The 14,077-nt window shown below is 65.9% G+C and carries 11 protein-coding genes; 6 read left to right on the top strand and 5 right to left on the bottom strand.

Annotated elements, in window-relative coordinates; translation table 11 throughout:
- Positions 1 to 286: 286 nt before the first annotated feature.
- The 4 genes from QLQ15_RS13535 to QLQ15_RS13520 all read left to right on the top strand — a co-directional run bounded on the left by QLQ15_RS13535 (position 287) and on the right by QLQ15_RS13520 (position 2,053).
- Positions 287 to 535, top strand: coding sequence for a hypothetical protein (locus tag QLQ15_RS13535; RefSeq protein ID WP_283213292.1), 249 nt, complete (start codon positions 287 to 289; stop codon positions 533 to 535).
- Positions 536 to 636: 101 nt separating this feature from the next.
- Entirely contained in the window at positions 637 to 951 is a 315-nt protein-coding gene (locus QLQ15_RS13530; RefSeq protein WP_283213291.1) for a hypothetical protein, read from the top strand.
- A gap of 186 nt (positions 952 to 1,137) precedes the next feature.
- A complete protein-coding gene (locus tag QLQ15_RS13525) occupies positions 1,138 to 1,326 on the top strand; it encodes a hypothetical protein (protein WP_283213290.1) in 189 nt (62 codons plus the stop codon).
- Positions 1,327 to 1,645: 319 nt separating this feature from the next.
- Positions 1,646 to 2,053, top strand: coding sequence for a DUF1801 domain-containing protein (locus tag QLQ15_RS13520; protein WP_283213289.1), 408 nt, complete (start codon positions 1,646 to 1,648; stop codon positions 2,051 to 2,053).
- Between the two features lie 54 nt (positions 2,054 to 2,107).
- Here QLQ15_RS13520 and pgaD read toward each other — a convergent pair whose 3' ends face one another.
- From pgaD to pgaA, 4 genes are read right to left on the bottom strand one after another with little or no spacing between them, the layout of a single operon-like run.
- Positions 2,108 to 2,566 (bottom strand): poly-beta-1,6-N-acetyl-D-glucosamine biosynthesis protein PgaD, encoded by a 459-nt coding sequence (gene pgaD, locus QLQ15_RS13515; RefSeq protein WP_283213288.1) that lies wholly within the window; start codon positions 2,564 to 2,566, stop codon positions 2,108 to 2,110.
- Entirely contained in the window at positions 2,566 to 3,816 is a 1,251-nt protein-coding gene (gene pgaC / locus QLQ15_RS13510) for a poly-beta-1,6-N-acetyl-D-glucosamine synthase (protein ID WP_283213287.1), read from the bottom strand. Before pgaC ends, pgaD begins: the two co-directional genes overlap by 1 nt.
- The gene (gene pgaB / locus QLQ15_RS13505) at positions 3,813 to 5,537 is read right to left on the bottom strand and encodes a poly-beta-1,6-N-acetyl-D-glucosamine N-deacetylase PgaB (protein WP_283213286.1); all 1,725 of its coding nucleotides are present in this window, start codon (positions 5,535 to 5,537) and stop codon (positions 3,813 to 3,815) included. Before pgaB ends, pgaC begins: the two co-directional genes overlap by 4 nt.
- Before the next feature lie 12 nt (positions 5,538 to 5,549).
- Complete coding sequence (gene pgaA / locus QLQ15_RS13500; protein ID WP_283213285.1) at positions 5,550 to 7,565, bottom strand: poly-beta-1,6 N-acetyl-D-glucosamine export porin PgaA; 2,016 nt, start codon at positions 7,563 to 7,565, stop codon at positions 5,550 to 5,552.
- Positions 7,566 to 7,739: 174 nt separating this feature from the next.
- On the opposite strand from pgaA, the gene QLQ15_RS13495 reads away from it, so the two are divergent.
- A complete protein-coding gene (locus QLQ15_RS13495) occupies positions 7,740 to 8,861 on the top strand; it encodes an HD domain-containing phosphohydrolase (RefSeq protein WP_283213284.1) in 1,122 nt (373 codons plus the stop codon).
- Positions 8,862 to 8,890: 29 nt separating this feature from the next.
- Entirely contained in the window at positions 8,891 to 12,991 is a 4,101-nt protein-coding gene (locus QLQ15_RS13490) for a response regulator (protein WP_283213283.1), read from the top strand.
- Between the two features lie 67 nt (positions 12,992 to 13,058).
- On the opposite strand, the gene QLQ15_RS13485 is transcribed toward QLQ15_RS13490, so the two are convergent.
- A complete protein-coding gene (locus tag QLQ15_RS13485) occupies positions 13,059 to 13,667 on the bottom strand; it encodes a porin (RefSeq protein WP_283213282.1) in 609 nt (202 codons plus the stop codon).
- Between the last annotated feature and the right edge of the window lie 410 nt (positions 13,668 to 14,077).

Raw genomic sequence — 14,077 nt, 5'->3', positions numbered from 1 at the left:
CGCGCCCGGATTGCAACCACGCGCGGCTCTCCCTGTTCGTCAACGGCGGGTGGGCGATGGCCGCGTGAGGCATTGACCGGGGGCACCCGTGGGCGATCGACGCGATCGGTGGGTGCGCCGGCATCCATCTGTCCGGGCTTTCATCGCAGAGGTCGAAAAGCAGCTGTTCGCAGACGTCCGCTAATGGCCGATAGCGGACAGTGGGGCAGGGCGGAAAGCGGGACCTGGTGCTAATGTCCGCTTTCGACCCAAAGCGGACACTGGATCGGCATAGATGAGAGCGTCGTTGGAAGACTGGAAGAACGGTTGGGTTGAGGTTGAAATTGGGCTGTCGGCCCAAGACATCGACCAACTCATCGCCTCGTTGCAAATGATCAAGGCCGACCCGGATCAGCACTTCCATGCCACCAGCGATTGCGTTGGCGACGGTGGGATGGGCCAGATTACGTTCTACATTCAACAAGCGTCCGAAGTGAACAACATGACGCTTGGCGGCCAGGCACTTGGTCCTGGTGAAGCGATTGATGACTACTAAATCACCGCTTCTTGCCGGTAGCGGACATTGGGGCAGGGTAGCCGGCGGGGACGGGTGCTAATGTCCGCTTTCGACTCAAAGCAGACATCGGGACTACCAGAATGTACTTCGCTCTCGCTACCGATGATCTGATGCTTCATGTGTTCGCAAGCGTGACCGCGCTGACGGACTACTGCGAAGGCATTGACGTCGAGTCCGGCGGATGGCTCTTCTGGGATGAGAATGGAGCAGCCCTTGACCCTCGTTTTATCGAGCCTGTAGAGCGCTCCGGAAATTTCGTTGGCGGCGGGACCTACGTCCTCGAACAAGCTGTCGAGGCCGGACGGCTGGCGGTAACTCTGCACACGGCCAAGGCCTTGGACTCAAATCCGTACTTCGGTTCTCTCGATGAGGTGCGGAAACACATTGGCGGATGAGGTCCGCTTCTGGCCCGAGCATCAAGTTCGAACCCAAGGGGAAGTGATGATGAAGGCCGAAATACTGAGCTGTGAAACGAATCTCACCATAGTGCGCTTGCCCACAAGAGGGGCGCCGGCAGTTTGCCTGCATGGCGACACACTGCTTCCTTGGCTAGCATCGCAAGTGATAACGCGAAGCTATGGATGAGGAATATCGACAACCCGCATTTTCCTGATGAGCTGCTCGATAGTGTGATCTACTTGAACAATACGCTTGCTCGGATGGTTGAGCACTACAACGAGCGGTGCGCAGCTGGAGCCTTAGGTGCAACTCGGCCGCTGCAAGCCGATGGGATTGGTGTCATCCATTTCGATGATGAAGATGAAGCATAGCTCGGTGGTTGCCCGCAGCATTGCGGCCGTGCTGGCCGATAGCGGACATTGGGGTAGGAGCGGGTGCTAATGTCCGCTTTCGACCCAAAGCGGTCATCGACTAGGCGTCTAACCCCACCCTCCGTATGAGGGGAAAAGCGTTGCCTGCCTTGGAGCCGGAAGAATTCCGTCAACGAGTGCAAGGCCGCTGTCGCCTGGGCAAGTGGCACTCGGTCTTTCCGAAGGCCACTCCTGACACTGTCCAGGTCGAGGCCGCTTCGTGGTGCGGTTTGGATCAGCTGTCGGACAGGCGAGCGATGTCCGCTTCTGGGAGGTAGTCATGAGCCGGCTGATGCGATTTCCGAGCGCCGTGAAGCGGGATCCGGCGGTCGATGACTGGATGCGGCGACACACCGGGCCGCTGGGCTCCATCGCGCAGGAGTGGTTCGAGGTCATGCGCGGTTGTGGCGACGACGTTCGGGAGCTGCTGCACGATGGACATCCGACGGCATGCGTCGGCGATGCGGCGTTCGGATACGTGAATGCATTCACCCATCACGTCAATGTTGGCTTCTTCCTCGGGCCCGAGCTGGATGATCCGCAGCGCCTGCTTGAAGGCAGCGGGAAATTCATGCGGCATGTGAAGCTGAGGCCGGGACAGGACGTGGATGCGATGGCACTCAGGCAACTGGTTGCCGCCGCATACACGGGTATTCGTCACTTGCAGGCGGCGAAGTCTGGCGGTTGACCGGACGGAGCTGGGCAGGGCCGCCCTCCGGAGCCGCCGACGCGACGCCCCGTTTCAGGCGTCGCGCGGCGTGCGTTCCTGCACGCGCAGCTCGCGCATGTCCGTGCCCACGGACACCGTGACAATGCGCGATTGCTGCAGCTGGATGCGCGATGCGGGAGGCACACCGAACGCCTGCTCCTGCTCTTCGAGGGGCAGCGGACCGGGCTGCGTGCTCGAATCGCGTGTGTCGGTCAGCAACTTCCACCGCGCGATGGAGAAGGCCACCAGCCATGCCATCAGGAACGCGACCAGAGTCATGAAGGGAACGAGGATCCGCAGCAGCCTACCGCGCGTCCATGGCGGTGGCGGGTGCCCGATGCCCACGGTGTCGAGCAGCGCATAGAACAGGACGAGAAGCCCGTCCTTCAGCAGCCAGGCCAGCAGGCCCCACACCAGCACGGTGAGCGCGGTGTCGCGGATCCTGGCCCACAACGGCAGGTCCGCCTGCTCGATGAGAGGAGGCCACCGCATCAGCGGAGCCCCCGGTCAGGGCTGATCCAGCGCCCATCGCGTCGACGCAGCAAGGCGCGCGGCAGGCCGATCACGGAGGTCGCCGCCTGCAACACCCAGAACACCAGTGGATACCACACCACCCAGAACAGCGTACGCATCACGCCATGCTCGTAGCGGCGGTCAAGCGCGGCGGCCAGGAACGCCTGCATCAGGTAGTGAATGGCCAGGATGATTCCGAAATCCCCGGGCAGGAAGCCGATGCCCTGCAGCCCGAAGGTCTTGCCAAATCCCAGCGCGTGCAGCAGGCCCGCCGTCAACATCACGACGATCGCGTAGGCCCATGCGATCGATACCAGCCAGTTGAACCAGATCGGCCACATGCGCAGGCCGCGACCACTGAGCAGTTGCGGCGTGGCATTCAGTGCGACGCTGGATCCGCCCTCGCTCCAGCGCAGTCGCTGACGCCACAGTCCGCCCAGCGTCTCGGGGGTGAGGATCCAGGCCAACGCCTTGGGTTCGAATGCCATGTACCAGCCCGCCATCTGCAGGCGCCAGCTGAGATCCACGTCGTCGGTGAGCGTTCGTGAGGACCACCAGCCCGCGTCCCGCAGTGCGCGCTTGCGATACGCGCAGATTGCCCCCGATGCCGTGAACAGCGATCCGTAGATGTTCTGCGCGCGTTTGATCAGGCCGACGATGCTGGAGAACTCGCCCACCTGCAGACGGCCGATCAGCGTGGTGCGGTTGCGTATGCGCGGATTTCCGGTGATACCGCCGAGCAGCGGATTGTTCTGGAAGCGACGGACGAACCACGTCAGCGCGTGGGGATCGATCAGCGTATCGCCATCGATGCACACGACCAGTTCGTGCCGGGCCGCGAGCACGCCAACGTTCATTGCCGTGGCCTTGCCTGCATTCTGGGCGAGGTGGACCACGCGCATCCGCCGGTAGCGTGCCACCAGCGCGTCCAGGCGTTCGGCCGTCGCGTCGCTGGAGCCGTCATCGATGGCCACGACTTCGAATTCTGGATAGATGACGTTGTCCAGCGCAGCGAACGTTTCCTCCACCTGGTGCTCTTCGTTGTGGCACGGCACGAGCACGGTGATGGGCGGGTAGAAATGCAGCGGCGGAGGCGAGTCGACATCGGGCTCACCGCGTTCGCGCAGCCAATGGAACATGATTCCGCCGAGCGCCCAGTACCACGCCATCACGAAGGGATAACCGAAGCACAGGATGGCCAAGGCCAGCTCGAACGCGGACCATGTCATGGCACCACTCCAGGACCTGGCGCTTCGCGCGACGAGAACGCGGGTGCGACGGCGGCTGCCATGGGCATATCGGCTGCCGGATCGTCCGGACGCCAGCCGAACACCGTGCCACCACGAATCTGGTACGCGCGGATGGCGGACACGAGCACGCGTGCGTCCGCAGGCGAGGGCAATGTCCACCACACGCCGATGCGTCGCGACAACGGGACATGGAGGGGAGGAATGTCGCCCGGTGGGACGTTCACGGCGCGCGGGACCAGTGTGACGTCGGCCAGGGCAGAGGGCTGGTCGAGCCGGTGCGTCGGCGGCGCCAGCCAGTACAGGGCCAGCTCGGGTCTCGCCCGTTCGGCCACGCGGAATGCTTCCAGTGCGAATGCATCGGCATGCGGCCAGGCCGACGTCGCACTGGCCTCGCGACGGCGGCGCACATCCCACGGCGCATCGCTCGCGCGGGCCATGTCGTCGCCCAATGCAGGCACGTCCTCTAGCAGCAGCGCCTCGAACGGCACGTGCGCGGCGAGCTCGCCATAGAGCGCCAATGCCCGTTGACGGTCGCCGAGCGTGCGCAGCACGGCGGCGTGCGGCAGGCGCACCACCACGTCCACGCCCGCACGTGAATGCATCTGCGCGGAGAAGCGGGACAGCACGTCGTCGCGCACGGGCACATGCGAGTTGGGGAACCATGCGCTGACGATGCGGCCGTCGGCGGACAGTGTCGCTGCGTCCAGCACCACGTGCGTCGCGCCGAGCTTGACCAGGCGATCGATGATCCGGCCGAGTCTCTGGTTGGTGTTCTGCGTGTCCGCACCTACCAGCTGTGCGGGATCGACTTCGACGATGCGGCGCGCCGACGGCCACGGATCCTCGAAACGAAGATTGGCTACCACGATGCCGAGTGTCGGATCGCTGGTAGGCAGGAAACGGCCGATTTCCAACGGCCGTGTCGCGTCGGCCGGCGCAGGTGTCAGCGTCAGCGCGTAGCGGAATCCCGCCGCGGTGGCGGCGTCGAGCCCGTCCTGGTTGTAGCGCCCGTAAGGCCAGACGATCGCGCGCGGCGCCGCTCCCAACTCCTGCCGTATGCGATCGCGCGAAACGGTAAGGTCATTGCCGATGCGCGAGCGGAACGCGGCGACGCCTTCGTAGCGACCATCTGCGTACCGCAGGTTCTGCGCCGCCGGCAGCGGGTTGCCCTGTGGGTTCGCGATCACCACATCGTGCAGCGCATGGCTGTGCGAGGCGAACTCCACGAGCCCGGATGCCTGCATCTCACGGGCCTGCTCCCAGGTGATGAACGCCGAACGCGGAAGACGCTGAGGGCCGTATGCGATCGTTCCGTCCTCCGGCGTGTCCATCCATTCACCGACGAGTGCCGCCACGATGGGCGTACGGTAGGCCAGTGCGAGCGGATACACGCGCGTGTACAGACTGCGGCGACCGTCGTCCGCGGTCAGCAGCACCGCGCGAGGGGGGAGGGGCTGGATACCCTGTCGCGCGCGCTCGATGTCGTCCAGCGAAATCGCCGTCCAACCGTTGCCGGCGAGCCATTCGAACAGCGCGACGAGGCGGTCGCTGGTCACGCTGTCGCCGTCGAGTTCCGCTGGCGTATCGACCACGTCGTGCAGCGCGATGGACACGAAGCGCTGGGGCGCCTGCGCCATCGCGTTGGCGCTGACGGTCGCCAGCGACAGCAGCATGCATATCCAGTAGATCGTTGATCGCATTCGCTTCATCGCCTAGAACCTCTGGTCCAGCCGGACGAACGCGGTCCATGACCGCTCGGCATCGCCGTCGTAGACGTTCTGGGCCCAGGCGATGCCGTATTCCCATTCGGTGCGTGGCGTGTGAGCGTAGGTCTGCGAGTACGCCAGGCCACCCACGATGTCGCTGCCGAAGCCGGATTGCCGGTAGCCGCCGACCGTCGCCACCAGTCGCTGGCGCAGGCTCCGTTCGTAGCTTCGCCAGATCAGGTGGCGGACATCGGCCGCGAGGCTGAGCGAGGCGTCGCGCTCAGGATTGAAGTACGGTGCGTCGCGCAGCGAATTGCGCGATGCGTAGAGCGCAGGGCGGAGCAGCACGCTGAGACGCGGCCGGACGACCACCGCCGCGGCGTAGTCCAGCGTCGCCTGCCAGCGGCGATTGCCATCGGTGAAGTCCATCGTCGTCAGCGACAGGGAGGCGACGCGCTCGTCGTCCCATGCGTACGTCGCCCCCACCGCGGCCGCATCGGCGCGCACGCCCGCCTGCACGGCGCGCAGCGGCGTGTCGGCGGAGAACGCCTGCAATGCGCCGTGCAAGGTCCAGTGGTCGTCCGGTTGCCATTGCAGGCTGGCATCGGCACCGCCGTGGTCCAGCAGGCCGCGGTTGTCCCATCCCACCAGTTCGAAGGTCACGTCCGGCCAACGTCCTTCGATGCCAGCGCCGTAACGGTCGCGAGTCAACTTCTCGCCTTCGGGTCGATCGACCTCCCGTTCGGCGGCGGCCAGCAGGCGCCATCGCTCGGCAAGCGGCGGAGAGTAGATTCGCACCGTCCCCCGCATGCCATCACCGGGCGCGTTACGTCCGCCGCCATCGGCCTGGCGTGGTTCGAACGACACTAGCGACTGTGCGTCGTGGTGCGCTTCGATATCGGCCAGCATGCTCTGTACACGTGGATTATCCGGCCGCAGAACGGCTGCTTCGCGAACGCGTCGGTCCGCGCTGTCCCAATAGCGCCGCCGCCATTCCGCCTGCGCGAGTTCCAGCTGGATGCCGGGTGCGGATGGCGCCAGGCTCCATGCGATAAGAGCCTCCTCGTGTGCCAGGCGTGGCCAGCCGCGTGCGGCCGCGATTTCGCCCTGTTCGACGCGCAGGTACGCCGCGGCCGGTGCCGCATCGGCGAGCGGGTGCAGCATGTTCCACGCCTGCGTCGGCATGTCCCCGTAACGGCGCGCCTGCGCACGCAGCACCTGCGCATCGAGCCAATCGGAATCGGGTTGCGCCACGACGGAGACGCCGATGCGGCGCTGGGGTGCGCCCTGCGCGGCGAGTGTGTCGGCAGTGGCGAAGGCCGAGGCGAAGTCCTCGCTCTCGACCTGTGCATAGAACAGGCCCACGCGCGCGTCGCGGGAAGCAGGGTCCGTTGCGAGGACCTCCTCGTATGCGACCAGCGCCTCCTGGGGACGTCGCAGTGCGAGCAGGGCGTCGGCCTGTGCCTGGCGCACGTACGAAGGCAACGGGGCCGTCTGCTGCAACTCGTCGGCGAGCATCACGGTGTCGTTCCACCGCTCGCGATCGCGCAGCGCAACCACCATGTCGCCTTGCAGTCTGCGCACCAGCCCCGGGTCCGGTGGCTGCAACGCGCGCGCCTGCACGATGAGGGATTGCAGGCGGGCGATGGCGGCATCGGTCGCGTCGAAATGGCGCGCGGGGTCGGGGTCGTTCACCTGCGTCGCCCAACGCACCTGCTCGGCGGCCTGGCGGGCAGGAACGCCCAAACCTGATGACGGCAGGAGCCGTGCCGCGCCCTGCGGCGCCCCCATTTCCATCAGTACATCGGCCATGGCGCGCTGGATGTCCGGATCCGCCGGCTGCAGCTCGTGTGCCATCGCGAATTTCCGAAGTGCCAGGAAACGGTCGCCCGAGTGCAGCGCGACGCGGCCTTCCTGCGTCAGTTGCCGCGCGGTCTCGGCCGGATCGCGCGCGTGCGATGGCGTGACGGCGCACAGGCAGGCTGCCGTCAGGCACGACGCAACTGTTCGAGTGACGGTCACAGCGCGGGATGCAGACCCGTCGGCGCGAGGGTGATCGAAGTCTCCCCTCGCAGGGTGAAAGGAGGGTGAGTGCAGCCCGCCGTCGGCGCGACGGTTTCACGCGTCCTTTACGCCACAGGGAGAGCATCGGCCCAGCGAGCGCGACCGGCTCCCGGCAGGCGCGGAGACCGACACATGGAAGGCATCGACACGAGGGCGACGGTGCTGGTGGTGGATGACAATCCTGTCATCCGCCTGCTCCTGGAAGAGCTCCTTTCCTCGTCGTACCGCGTACTGACGGCGGAATCCGGAAGCGCGGCGTTCGATCTGCTGCAACGCGATCTGCCAGACATCGTGCTGCTCGACATCATGCTGCCGGATTGCACCGGGTTCGACGTCTGCAAGCGCCTGAAGGAGGACGAGGCCACGCGCGAGTTGCCGGTGATCTTCCTCACGACGATGGACGATGTCCGCGAGCAGGCGCGCGGGCTCGAACTAGGTGCCGTGGATTACGTCACCAAGCCCGTCCACCCGTTGCTGCTGACGGCCCGCCTCTCTGCGCACCTGCGCGCCAAGGAAGCGGCCGACCTGCTGCGTGATCGGGAAGCCTTCCTCGAGCGCGAGGTGTCGCGTCGCACGGCCGACACGCGCCGGGCCCAGGAAGTGACGATCCTCGCACTCACGTCGCTGGGCGACGCCCGCGACGACGAGACCGGCAGCCACAGCCGTCGGACGCGGAACTTCGTGCGTGTGCTGGCGGAACGTCTCAAGGATCACCCGCGCTTCGCCAGCCAGCTCGACCCGGCTACGCGGGAACTGCTCGTCCAGTCGGCGCCGCTGCACGACATCGGCAAGATCGGCATTCCCGACAGCATCCTGCGCAAGCCCGGCCGACTCACCGCCGAGGAGTACGCGGTCATGAGGACGCATCCCATGATGGGCCGCGACGCGCTGCAGCGCGCCGAGGACGAACTGGGCATCGAAGTCCCATTCCTCCGGCTCGCCAAGGAGTTGGCCTACAGTCATCACGAACGCTGGAACGGAAGCGGCTATCCGGAAGGCAGGCGCGGAGATGACATTCCGGTATCGGCGCGGTTGATGGCGATCGCCGATGTCTACGATGCGCTCAGCAGCCGGCGAGCGTACAAGTCCGGCATGCCGCACCGGCAGGTGGTCGAGTTCATTACCGAGCGTCGTTCGATCGATTTCGATCCCGATGTCACCGATGCCTTCCTGCACACGCAGGACGAGTTCCACGCCATCGCCAGCGAGTTCATGCCCGGCGATGAAACCCCGTCGGCCAACGCGCACGCGTAGCGTGCGGACGTCGAGGGGAGACCACCCGAATGAACCGACTGCTCGAACGCCTGGAACGACTTCCGCTGGCCCGGCGCCTGCAGCTCGGTTTCGGCGGCATGCTGTTGCTGGTCGCGCTGCTGGGAGCGTTCAGCCTGACCCTCAACCGGCAGCAGATGGACCGCATCAGCCGGTTGTACGACATGGACCTGGTGGGACTGCAGCACCTGGAATCGGCGCGCGCTTCGCTGGCGGACATGAGTCAGTACCTGCGCCAGGCGGTGACGGTCGAACCCGGTCCCGCACGCAGCGAAGCCCTGCGTCTGTTCGTCGAGGCGGACGCGCACCTGCGCAGGGACGTGGAGATGGCGCGGCCATTGGCCTTCCGCGACACGACCCGGGCGGGTCTTCGCGATTTCGACCTGGCGTTCGCCGACTATCGAAGCCAGGCACTGCCCGTGGTGGCGCAGCTTCGCCAGACGCCTTCGATCGGTGCCGATGCGTCGTTGCGCCTGCTGACGCCGGATCTGCTGCAAAGCGCCGGCAACGCCCGTGAAGCGCTGGCGCGGGTCGTGGGCGCCAAGCGCGAAGGCGCCGACCGGGAAGTCATGCTAGCCGATGCGCGTTACCGCTACGGCATCCGTGCGACGCTGGCGCTGCTTGCGGCCGTGCTGCTGGTCGGCATGGTGTTCGGCGCACTCATCAGCCGCTCGATCCGCCGGCCTGCGGAAGCCTTCCGCCATTCATTGGATACGCTGAGCAAGGGCGAGCTCGATGCGCAGATTCCGTACACCCATTACCCCAACGAAACCGGATCGCTCGCGCGCGCCATCGAGTCGCTCCAGGCGCAGGCGCGTCAGGTCGCAGCGCAGCGCTGGGTGAAGACGCAGGTCGCCGCGATCGCAGGCGAGCTGCAGACGGCGAGCGATCTTCCGGAGCTGGCGCAACGATTCTTCGCGCTCATGGCGCCGCTGATCGGAATCGGGCGGGGCGTCCTGTACGCGAACGACGCAGACCTCCGCCTGGTCCGGCAGGGTGGGTATGCCGATCACGGGGCCGCGCCCGTGATCGCGTTCGGAGAGGGGCTCGCCGGCCAGTGTGCGGTGGATCGAAAGCCCATCCAGCTGGTGCCCGGGCCGTCACAATCGCCGCAGATCGTGTCGGCGCTGGAATCGATGCCGCCCGCGCAACTGCTCATCTTCCCGCTGGTACGGCGCAAACGCCTGCTGGGCGTCATCGAGTTGGCGGTGAGGTGCGAACTCGACACGCGCCAACGGGAGCTGTTGAGCGAGGTACTTCCGATCCTCGCGATGAACGTGGAGATCGTCGAACGCACCGCACGCACGCGCCAGTTGCTGACGGAAAGCCAGGCGCAGCAGGAGCAGATGGCCCTGCAGTCGGAAAGCCTGCAGGCGCAGACGCGCGAACTCGAAGCGCAGCAGCACACCATCGAGGCGGCCAAGGCCTGGTATCGCGGCATCATCGAGTCCGCGCCGGACGGCATGATGATCGTCGGCCAGGACGGGCGCATTCTCCTGTGCAATCCGAAACTCGAAACCCTCTTCGGGTACGGGCGCGACGAGCTTGCGGGTATCCAGGTCGAACAACTGGTTCCAGCGTCCGCTTCAGCGCGCCATGCGGAGCTTCGGCAAGCGTTCTTCGCGCAGGGCATCGCCCGCCGCATGGGTGGCTCGAACGCGGATCTGCGCGGCGTACGCAAGGATGGCAGCGAACTGTCGGTGGAGATCGGCCTGTCCTTCCTGCCTGAGCTCGAAGGGCGGGGCACCTGTGTATGTGCATCGGTGCGCGACGTGAGCGAGCGGCGCGCGATGGAGAACGCGCTGCAACAGAGCGAGGAACGCCTGCGCTACATCCTGGACCACAGCCCCGTGAGTGCGGGCGTGGCAACCGCCAGCGAGATCCGCTTCGTCAATCCCAAGTTCGTCGAAACCTTCGGGCTGGGGGTGGGCGACGACCCGGAACAGCTGTACGTGAACCCCGCCGACCGCGCCCGTGTGCGCGAGCGCCTGGCGAACCACGAACTGCTGCCGGCCATGGAGCTGAAGCTGTACGACCATGCGCGTCGAGAGCGCGACATCGTGGCCACCTACCTGCCGATCGATCATGACGGGGAGATGGGCGCACTGGCCTGGTTCATCGACGTGACCGATCAACTGGCCGCGCAGGCCTCGATGGTGCATGCGAAGGAGCTGGCCGAGCAGGCAGCACGCGCCAAGAGCGATTTCCTGGCCAACATGAGCCATGAGATACGCACGCCGATGAACGCCATCATCGGCATGAGCTACCTCGCATTGCAGCTGGAGCTGGAACCGCGGCAGCGTGGTTACGTCGAGAAGATCCATCGATCCGCCGGGAACCTGCTGCGCATCATCAACGACATCCTCGATTTCTCGAAGATCGAAGCGGGCCAGATGACCGTGGAGCGTGTCGAGTTCAACCTGCGCGAGGTGCTGGACCACCTCAGCAGCGTCGCAGGGCTCAACGCGGAGCAGAAGGGACTGGAACTGGTGTACCGCATTCCAGCGGACCTGCCCACCGTCCTGGTGGGCGACGCCGTGCGCCTGGGCCAGATCCTGTTGAACCTTACCAACAACGCGATCAAGTTCAGCACGCATGGCGCAGTGGTGGTGGACATCGAACCGCTTCGATCGGTCGGCAATGGCGAGGTGGAGTTGCATTTCCACGTCGAGGACCAGGGTATCGGCATCGACGCCGAACAGATGTCGCGGTTGTTCCAATCCTTCACCCAGGGCGATGCCTCCACCACGCGCCGCTTCGGGGGCACGGGCCTGGGGCTTGCGATATCGCGGCGGCTCGCCGAACGCATGGGCGGCACGATCCGCGCCGACAGCGTGCCCGGCGTGGGCTCTACCTTCCATGTGCAGGTTCGTCTCGGAGCCGGACATCACGCGTCGGCGCGCGAGGCGCATGGGCGGCTGGCCGGCTTGAAGGTCACGGTCGTCGCACACCGGGGGTCGTCGCTTGACGCGCTGGTCGCAATGGCGCAGGAACTGGGCATGGACGTTCGCATCAGCGAAGGCATCACGAAGCACGATGCCGGCGGCGTAGTCCTCCTGGACTGGGCGGTGCTGGGCACGGGTGGCATCGACGCGCTGCGACCCCTCATGGTCGCTGGCGAACGCGCGCGGGTGATCGTGCTGACGTCCGACCCGGAACAGGTGCGTGAGGAAGCCGCGCGCTCCGGCATCGTCATCGACGGCGTCCTGGCCAGGCCGGTGACACCGTGGGCGTTGTGCGATGCGATCTCGGCCGCGTTGGACGGAGAGGGCGCGGTCACGCGCAGCAATCGCCAGACGCGCGATCGGAGCGGTGTCGTGACGGCACTGGTCGGTAGTCGGATCCTGCTGGTGGAGGACAACGACCTGAACCGCGAACTCGCGCAGGACCTTCTGCGCCGCGCGGGTGTCGAGGTGGTGTGGGCCGGGAACGGAAGCGAAGCGGTTCGAATCCTCGAGGAGGATCCGTTCTTCGACGGCGTGCTGATGGACTGCCAGATGCCCGTGATGGACGGCTACGAGGCCACACGCAGGATCCGCGCCGAACTGGGGCTCAAGGACATTCCGATCATCGCCATGACGGCCAGCGCGATGTCGGACGACCGCGAAGCGGCCTTGGCCGCCGGCATGAACGACCACATCCCCAAGCCCATCGACGTCGATGCGATGCTCGCGACCATGTCGCGATGGATGGAGCCGTGCGAGCGGCTTACGTCGCCGGCGGTGTCCACATCGGACGAAACCTCTTCCGCGACAGTGGGCAAGGGATTGATTGACCGCGACGCCGGGCTGGCCACCTGCGGTCACAATCCGGCGCTGTATCGACGGCTGCTGCTTGGATTCGTTCGCGACTACGCCGATTTCGAGCGTGTTTTCACCGAAGCCTGCGGTGATGCCGATGCAATGCTGCCACGGCGCCTGGCGCACAACCTGAGAGGCACCGCGGCCTGCATCGGAGCGCGGGAAGTGGCGGAGCGCGCGAGGGTGCTGGAGGAAGCGTGCGAGCGCAACGCGGCGAGCGCGGACATCGCGGAACTCGTCACAGGCGCTGTGGTTGCACTGCAGCCTGTGCTCGAGGAACTGCGCGCCACGGAGATGCAGGTGGCCGCCTGAACGCGGGGTCGTGGTTGCGTGGCGGGTCCGGTGTCGACCGGTGCCCGCCGCCTGCAGCACGCCGGGATCAGAAGCTCATGCGCGGACCGACGAAGTACGCAACGTAGTCGTCCACGTACTTCACTTCGCCGTTGATGCCCCAGGAGTCGTTGAACTTCACCTGCGCACCGAGTCGCGCGTAGAACTCGCCGTCGGCACGATCGTAATCCTCGTAACCGGCCAGCGCGTATCCTTCCAGGTACTCGTTCATCGCGCCACGCACGCCGGTCTCGACATTCCATCCGTCACGATCGATGCCGAGCACGTTCGCCCCAGCGATGCCGACGTCGTCCGTGTCGGCCTTCTGGTAGCCAACGCGCGCGAGCAGGTCGAGGTTGGGGTTGATCGCGTAACGGTAGCCGCCGCCGACGTTCCACTGGTCGATGTCGACGCCATCGACGCGGCCGACGGGCGAGTCGAAGTCGTCGGTCTTCTGGCCGCTGTAACCACCGTAGACGTGGAAGGAATCGTTGATGGCATAGGAGCCGTTGACGGCCCAGCCGTCGGCGTCCGGTCCGCCGTTGTCGATGCTGCTGGCGGCATAGCCGGCTTCGACATACGTGTAGCTGACGCCTTCGGATGCCAGCGCGGAGAAGGGCACGGCGAGCAGTGCAACGAGAGGGATGAAACGCTTCATGGTGGTGATGCCTCGGGTTTGAGAGGGGAGGGGAAACGTGCGTGCGCAGAAACCCGGATCCGCGTGCAGGCACGCGGCGTGGGTTCGTCGCAACGGAATGGGGTGTCAGGTAAGGGGCGTTCGCGGTGGTGCGAACGCAGCGCCTTCCGGTCGCCGAGCTCCCGGCGGATGCCGGAGTGTCAGCGAAGATCGGAAATCAGAGGACGCCGGACCACTTCAGCCAGCGGCGGTAGAGCAGGTCGACGGAGTCGGCCTCGCTATCGGAGGCATGCACCGGATGGTCCGAGTCACGCGGCGCCGGAGCGTCGTGCCAAAGGGGCGTGAAGGTCCCGAGGATATGGACAGGGGGCAAGGAACTCATTGCCGGGGACGGGACGGACATCGCGTACTGCATTACCTTGAACTGCCTT

The sequence above is a fragment of the Lysobacter stagni genome, from assembly GCF_030053425.1.
In the GTDB taxonomy this organism is placed as follows: domain Bacteria; phylum Pseudomonadota; class Gammaproteobacteria; order Xanthomonadales; family Xanthomonadaceae; genus Lysobacter_J; species Lysobacter_J stagni.
The sequence above is the reverse complement of the archived record's forward strand: the minus strand, read 5'-3'. Positions and strand labels throughout refer to the sequence as shown.

Bases quoted from the DNA above. Each gene is read 5' to 3' on its own strand.
- QLQ15_RS13520 (WP_283213289.1), top strand. From the start codon at position 1,646: ATGAGCCGGCTGATGCGATTTCCGAGCGCCGTGAAGCGGGATCCGGCG.
- QLQ15_RS13525 (WP_283213290.1), top strand. From the start codon at position 1,138: ATGAGGAATATCGACAACCCGCATTTTCCTGATGAGCTGCTCGATAGT.
- QLQ15_RS13485 (WP_283213282.1), bottom strand. From the start codon at position 13,667: ATGAAGCGTTTCATCCCTCTCGTTGCACTGCTCGCCGTGCCCTTCTCC.
- pgaB (WP_283213286.1), bottom strand. From the start codon at position 5,537: ATGCGATCAACGATCTACTGGATATGCATGCTGCTGTCGCTGGCGACC.
- QLQ15_RS13495 (WP_283213284.1), top strand. From the start codon at position 7,740: ATGGAAGGCATCGACACGAGGGCGACGGTGCTGGTGGTGGATGACAAT.
- pgaD (WP_283213288.1), bottom strand. From the start codon at position 2,566: ATGCGGTGGCCTCCTCTCATCGAGCAGGCGGACCTGCCGTTGTGGGCC.
- QLQ15_RS13490 (WP_283213283.1), top strand. From the start codon at position 8,891: ATGAACCGACTGCTCGAACGCCTGGAACGACTTCCGCTGGCCCGGCGC.
- QLQ15_RS13530 (WP_283213291.1), top strand. From the start codon at position 637: ATGTACTTCGCTCTCGCTACCGATGATCTGATGCTTCATGTGTTCGCA.
- pgaC (WP_283213287.1), bottom strand. From the start codon at position 3,816: ATGACATGGTCCGCGTTCGAGCTGGCCTTGGCCATCCTGTGCTTCGGT.